Source organism: Flavobacterium tructae, from assembly GCF_002217475.1.
GTDB lineage: Bacteria > Bacteroidota > Bacteroidia > Flavobacteriales > Flavobacteriaceae > Flavobacterium > Flavobacterium tructae.
The window spans coordinates 1-6,849 of record NZ_MUHH01000068.1 but is presented as its reverse complement, the minus strand read 5'-3'; the positions used below and the strand labels follow the sequence as shown (position 1 = coordinate 6,849).

At 32.5% G+C, this 6,849-nt stretch carries 5 protein-coding genes; 1 reads left to right on the top strand and 4 read right to left on the bottom strand.

The window, feature by feature from the left end; all coding sequences use genetic code 11:
- Nucleotides 1–33: 33 nt before the first annotated feature.
- Complete coding sequence (locus tag B0A80_RS20160; protein ID WP_089078455.1) at nt 34–1,806, bottom strand: MutS-related protein; 1,773 nt, start codon at nt 1,804–1,806, stop codon at nt 34–36.
- Nucleotides 1,807–1,874: 68 nt separating this feature from the next.
- The gene (locus B0A80_RS20155) at nt 1,875–2,708 is read right to left on the bottom strand and encodes a universal stress protein (RefSeq protein WP_089078454.1); all 834 of its coding nucleotides are present in this window, start codon (nt 2,706–2,708) and stop codon (nt 1,875–1,877) included.
- A 181-nt stretch (nt 2,709–2,889) separates the two neighbouring features.
- Between B0A80_RS20155 and mnmE the strand changes: the two genes are divergently transcribed.
- A complete protein-coding gene (gene mnmE / locus B0A80_RS20150) occupies nt 2,890–4,290 on the top strand; it encodes a tRNA uridine-5-carboxymethylaminomethyl(34) synthesis GTPase MnmE (RefSeq protein ID WP_070905684.1) in 1,401 nt (466 codons plus the stop codon).
- A gap of 368 nt (nt 4,291–4,658) precedes the next feature.
- Here mnmE and B0A80_RS20145 read toward each other — a convergent pair whose 3' ends face one another.
- Nucleotides 4,659–5,711 carry a MupA/Atu3671 family FMN-dependent luciferase-like monooxygenase gene (locus tag B0A80_RS20145; protein WP_089078453.1) on the bottom strand — a complete coding sequence of 351 codons (1,053 nt, stop codon included), beginning with the start codon at nt 5,709–5,711 and terminating at the stop codon, nt 4,659–4,661.
- A 157-nt stretch (nt 5,712–5,868) separates the two neighbouring features.
- The coding region (locus tag B0A80_RS20140; RefSeq protein WP_133063726.1) for a thioesterase domain-containing protein at nt 5,869–6,849 on the bottom strand (981 nt) is incomplete at its 5' end.

Here is a 6,849-nt window from a genome sequence, read left to right as displayed (position 1 = left end):
TACATTTCACATCTTACATTTCACAACCTACAATCATATTACTCCCATTTTCTTCATCAGGAAAGTTGCACTCTTATTTTTACAAATTCCATCACGCAGCTTGTAATCAAAATGGAGATCATTCTCTTTAATTTCGACTTCAAAACACTGATTGGTTAAAACCTCAGGATATTCATTTGTTGTCAAACACACCTCAATATCATGTGTAGCAATCGCACCAATTGCATTCTTAGCGATTACCTTTTTAACGACTTCGATTGTTCCGTTTCGTTTATCATCAGAGTTTGTTCCTCTCAAAATTTCATCCAATAAAACAAAAGCAGGACGTTCTTCCAAAGCATCCATAATTTGCTTTAAACGCTTAATTTCAGCAAAAAAGTACGATTCACTATCGGCTAACGAATCGGACAATCGCATTGAAACTAATACAGGAAGTGGATGCATGTTAGCTTTTGAAGCACAAACTACTGAACCAATTCCTCCCAGTACCATATTGATTCCTAAACTTCTTAAAAAAGTACTTTTACCCGACATATTAGAACCTGTTAAAATCAGGAAAGATTCAGGATAAAAGTGAGTGTCATTCCCTATTCTTGTTGCCGAATTTAACAAAGGATGACTCAAATTTGAAAATCCAATTTTATAGTCGGAATTAATTTCGGGAAACACAAAATCAGGATTATTATACGATAAGTTAGCCAAACTGTTCAGTGCTTCAAACTCGCCAACAATATTAATCCATTGCTCCAATTTTTCAGAATAGTTTTCTTTCCATTTCAAAAGCGCTTTTAAAACATGCAAATTGAATAAAAACATGCCGTTAAAAACCGTTGCCGTAACAAAATTGTTAATCGTATCCATTCTGGAAAATAGCTCCGAAAGATCTTTTAAATGTTTACTCGCCGTTGCATTCTTAAAAATAAGCTCTTGTTGTAAATCAATCAATCTTTTTGACTGAAAAGTTTCTGTCTCGATTTTTTGAACCAGTAAACTATACTGCTTAATAATTTTATCCACATTATCAGCCTTCGCAATCTCTGACTGAATCCGTTTAAACGAACTTCCCAAAACAATCATATTGGCAATAAAAACATAGGTCAGATACGATAATAAAATTACTTTTGAAGTAATAAAATAGGCTGCCAAAAAGCCAAAAAACAGGACTGGAAGAATAACGGATAACGCAATTAAAACTTTAGGTAGTTTATTATTTTCAAATGATTTCCAATAAATTAAAGCATCATAAGTATTCTTTGTGTCATAACTAATCATTGCCAAGGCCAAAAAATCCTGACGCCAATCCATTTTAGTTTTCAATTCCCCGATTGCTTCCTGATTTTCAAGAATAGTTTCATTGGAAGACAAATTCAGCAATTGATTGGCCAGTGTTTTTTTTCCGATATAAGTGGCGGTCCTGTTTAGATTTTGAAATAACGAATGCTCTCCAAAAACATCCAAATCGTAAGCATACGGATGACTGAAGTCATTGAATTCGATCCCGTTCTCAAAAGGGATTTTCTCTCTTTTCAAATAAGCAATTTCATTCTTATTTAGTTTTAGAATTGCCTTAGTATGTTCTCTCTTAAAAGATAAATGCGAATGAATACGCATTAAAAAAAGAAAACCAACAAAAGACAAAAAAGCAAAAGCTACGTAAAGTATTTCATTCGTTTTTATGTAGTAAAACAATAAAAACAAACACAGAAATACGCTTAAAAGACGCAGAATACTGATGCTGTTGTATTTTTTGTTGATTTTATTAAAGAGTGCTGTATAGTATTCAACTTTATTGTGATAGGCTTCCATTCTTATAAATTAATGAAACACAAATATAGCTTTTACACTCACATTCCAGCACTAATTAGTCTTTGATTTTAGCTTTCATGCATAACCAAAACCGGTATCGAAACCTCCTTAGTTATTTTTTTACTGAAACTGGATTCGAAAATACTTTCAAAGAAAGATTTTTTGTGTGTAATAACCGTTAGAACGTCCACATCTTTATACAGTACAAAATCGAGAATAGTCTCTTTTACTTCATCACTTGGCAAGACCAAAAACTCTACATTTTCATGAGCAAATTCTTTATCCCATTCTTTAATTGTAGCATCAGAAACATCTGTATTTGATGCTCTAACGTATAGACTTTTTACTTTAGCATTTGTTTTCTTTGCTATTTCCAGCACTTTTCGAAGCTCAGCTTTGTCTTTTTCACGATAGCGGGTTGTAAAACCAATTGTTTTTATTTTTTTGAATTTTGCATCTGCGGGAATACACAAAACGGGTACTTTGACTTCTGAAATTACAGAACTTGTATTCGATCCGAGGAAAAATTTTGTCCAGTCTGAAACACCTGAAGTTCCCATTATCACAAAATCGATATGATCTTCTTCTACTGCATTTTTCAGATTAAAAATCAAATCACCGTCCATCAAACGATGTTTGATTACAATGTGATCTAATTTTCGTTCCGCGGCAATAGTTCTAAGCCTTGGGATCTCATCTTTAAACATTTCAAACTTTGCCAGTTCGATTGAGCTGTAAATCGAGGCGTAATTTTCGGGAAAAAACTGACTATCGTAAACCGGAATCTCAAAAGTGTGTAACAAAACTAATTCGGCGTTTACAATTTTGGCAAATTCTAAGGCATGGACAAAAGCATTTGTCGCCGCTTCAGAAAAATCTGTGGGAAATAGTATCTTTTTCATTTTGCTTGAGATTAAAGGTTTGTTTCTCAAATTTAAACATTCTAAACGCAAATCAAACTGATAATTATCAGTATTTTAACATTTAAAAAATTACTAAAATTGACATTTAAAGGACTGAAAGTCTCCTAATCAACTCTTCTTTGAGTTCGCAACTTTATGGCTTTTTTTATACCTTTGCAGCATGATAAATCAAGATTCTATAGTTGCATTGGCTACCCCATCCGGGGCTGGAGCTATTGCGATCATCCGTATTTCAGGTTCCGATGCTATTACCATTGGGAATTCGGTTTTTAAATCCATAAAAAACAAAGACTTAACTCTCCAGAAAACCCATACTTTGCATTTAGGCCATATTGTGGACGATTCGAAAACACTTGATGAAGTATTGGTTTCCGTTTTTAAAGGACCTAACTCTTATACAGGAGAAAATACGATTGAAATTTCATGTCATGGCTCGACGTATATCCAACAGCAAATTATTCAGTTATTGTTACGAAAAGGTTGCCGAATGGCTGATGCGGGGGAATTTACCCTTAGAGCTTTTTTAAATGGAAAACTTGATTTATCACAGGCAGAAGCAGTTGCCGATTTGATTTCATCAGATAATGAAGCATCACACCAAATCGCTATGCAGCAAATGCGCGGTGGTTTTAGCAATGAAATAGCCAAACTTCGTGAAGAGCTACTAAACTTTGCTTCTTTAATTGAGCTAGAACTGGATTTCGCAGAAGAAGATGTAGAATTTGCCGACCGTACACAATTTCATGAGTTATTAAATCGAATTGAATTTGTCTTAAAACGTCTGATTGATTCGTTTGCAGTTGGTAATGTGATCAAAAACGGAATTCCGGTTGCTATTGTGGGAGAACCAAATGTGGGTAAATCTACTCTGCTCAATGCCCTATTAAACGAAGAGCGCGCCATTGTTTCTGACATTGCAGGAACCACACGCGACACCATCGAAGATGAGTTAGTAATTGGCGGAATTGGTTTCAGATTTATTGATACGGCAGGAATCCGTGAGACTAAAGATGTGGTAGAAAGCATCGGAATTAAAAAAACCTTCGAAAAAATCGATCAGGCACAGCTTGTCGTCTTTTTGTTTGATGGTTTCAGGTTTCAGGTTTCAGGTTCTGACTATATTGTAGAGATTGAAAAGGTTAAAAACAAATACCCTCTTAAACCTATATTAGTAGTGGTCAACAAGGTTGATTTATTGAGTGAAAATGAAATCGGGAACATCAATCAAAAACTTGAAACTTTAAACTTAAAACTTCTAAAAATTTCGGCTAAAGAAAATATTGGAGTGGAAGAACTAAAAGAGCAATTGCTGTCTTACGTCAACACAGGAGCACTTCGTAATAATGAAACTATCGTAACGAATACAAGGCATTACGATTCTCTACTTAAAGCCCTGGATGAAATTCAGAAAGTGAAATTTGGTCTGGAAACTAATCTTTCAAGCGATCTGATTGCACTTGACATACGCGAAGCTTTATATCAATTTGGTCTTATTACCGGTCAGGTTTCCAACGATGAATTGTTAGGGAATATTTTTGCTAATTTCTGCATTGGCAAATAGAGAAACAAAATAACAAAAAACAAAAACAAACAAACGAGTTAAAGTATTAACAAACAATATTTTAACTCATTTTTATTTATCTTTTCTTTTGGTTGTTTAGCCATGTTTTGATTAAATTTGTACCCCATTTGCACCTCGAAAACCGAGGTACATTTTTTTTATTATTTGGCCAAATTATGGCACATAGAGACACTGGAGTGGATACTGTTTTTGCTACAAAAAGTTAAGGCGGTTTTTAACGTAATTCAACAGTATAAAGTTTTGCGGCAGAATCGTGGCATAAGTTTTTTTTTAAAACAAAAAATCAGTTAAATTAGACTCTAACAAGCTTAGGTTCGAAACTGTATTATCTCTGAGTTTAGTATTTATTAAATCGAATTTTTGTACGAATTCTTTAATTCATTCAAATAATATAAGTTTTCAAATATTCTATTAGACGATGGTCCAAAATCAAGTAAACAAGCTATTTCATCCACTCCCGCAGCTTTTGTCTTTTTTATCATCTCATAGCAAGATTCCTTACTTCCTATTAATCCTTTAGTATTTGTAAATCTTTCATAAATAAAATTTAAAAATTCATCTAAATCTTCCTCTGATAAAGAGTCCAGTGAAAAATTACTATTTCTGTTGTAAGTCATTCCTTCAAATAGTTTTTTATTTCGTTTTAAAAAATTGCAATAAGGTAATCTAGCCTCTTCTTTTATTGCCTTGTCGTCTGAGCCAATAAATGTATGTAACATTAGAGTAATTTTACCTGTTTGAGGATCAAAACCATTTTCTTTGCGTGTTTGTCTATAAAGGTAAATTTTTTCCGACAATTCCTCTATGCTTTGATCTAATACAGATGTGAGTATATTAAACCCTAGTTTTCCTGCATTTTTAAAACCTTCAGGATTTCCACTCACCGTTAAATAGAATGGCACTTCCTCTTGTATTGTAGATGGATATATTTTAATATTCGTTTTTTTTCCATTTCCACTTAATCGTTCTATGTATTCACCCTTCCAGAGCTTTTTCACCGTACTTATCCCTTCGTACATTATTTCATGCTTATTTTTATTGTTTTGCGGAAAAAAAACAAAATCATCTGGATTCCAACCTGGAGCTATGGATAATCCTACACGTCCATTAGACAAATTATCAACCATTGCCCATTCTTCCGCAACACGTATTGGATCATGTAATGCCATCACAACGCTACCACTGTTTAGTCGTATCGTTTTTGTTATGTTAGCCAAAGATGCATGAAGTATAGCTGGATTATTAAATATACCTCCAAATTCGGTAAAATGCCGCTCTGGAACCCAAATTGAAGAGAAATTATTTTCATCCCCATAAATTGCGCATTTTTTTACTAAATCATATACATTACCTGTTAAAGAATCTTCGCTACTAGCGAAAAACATTATTCCAAATTCCATTATTAAATTATTTATATTAATTTTCTATTGCTACATTAAGTAAATTTTACCCTACGAATAGCACCATTTTATTCCCACTAATACTATCTATTCATCTGAATGTAAAAAATAGATAGTTTTTATATTATAAATTATCAGATTCATGTAAGAAATCATTTTACTTTAGGTAATAAGATATTTTCTCTACATGTTCTTTATTTAAAATATTTGTATGTGTGCAAGGTATTGTATGAACAACAACTTCTTTATTAGTATATTGATTCCATCCGTAATCAACTTCATGTAAATCACTATATTTTATTATTTTATCATCCATTTTAATTAGTGTATTTCCTGCTTTAAATAAAATAATTCTTGTGTCCAGCTTAATTTCATTTTTTGGTAAATATGAATAATTTTCATTAGCGAAATCTACTTCTAAACGACCTTTTAATTCTTCCTTACTTATATTATATTTTGAATTTTCTAATAATTCACCTAGCAATTGAATTTGCTCTTCCTTAGATTTACCTTCAGGGATTAATTCAGGCCAATTAAAATCTTCACCAAAAGTATCCGTTAATTCCATTAAAAATTCCCTAAACTTCCTATCTTGATTTATTGTAGACTTTTCTTCAAATAAAACCATTCCATCAAAAATTAATAACTCTTCAACATAAAATCCCATCTTTTCTAATTGAAATGCCATTTCATAAACTACTCTTGCTCCAAATGAAAATCCTCCAAGTCTATAAGGACCATATGGATCCACAGTTTGCATTTCTATAATGAATTCCGAAGCCATTTCTTCAATAGAAGATGAAACTGAACATTGTCCATCTAAACCCTTACATTGAAATGCATAAACCGGCTGATTTATTCCTAATGATTTAACTAATTCAATATAACAGTTAGCAGTTCCACTTGCTGGAGGAGCAAGGTAAATAGCCTGTGAGTTTCCTTTCTCTTGTAAAGCTATCATTAATTTATACTTAGAGTAATCTAAAAATTCAATTCCTCCAGTAAACTCAAAAATAGTTGGATATTGAAATATTGAATTAATACTAAAATCAGTACCTAATTTTTCATTTACAATATTAGTTAATTTTAAAACCAACAAACTATGCCCTCCAAGTTCAAAGAAATTATCATGGATACC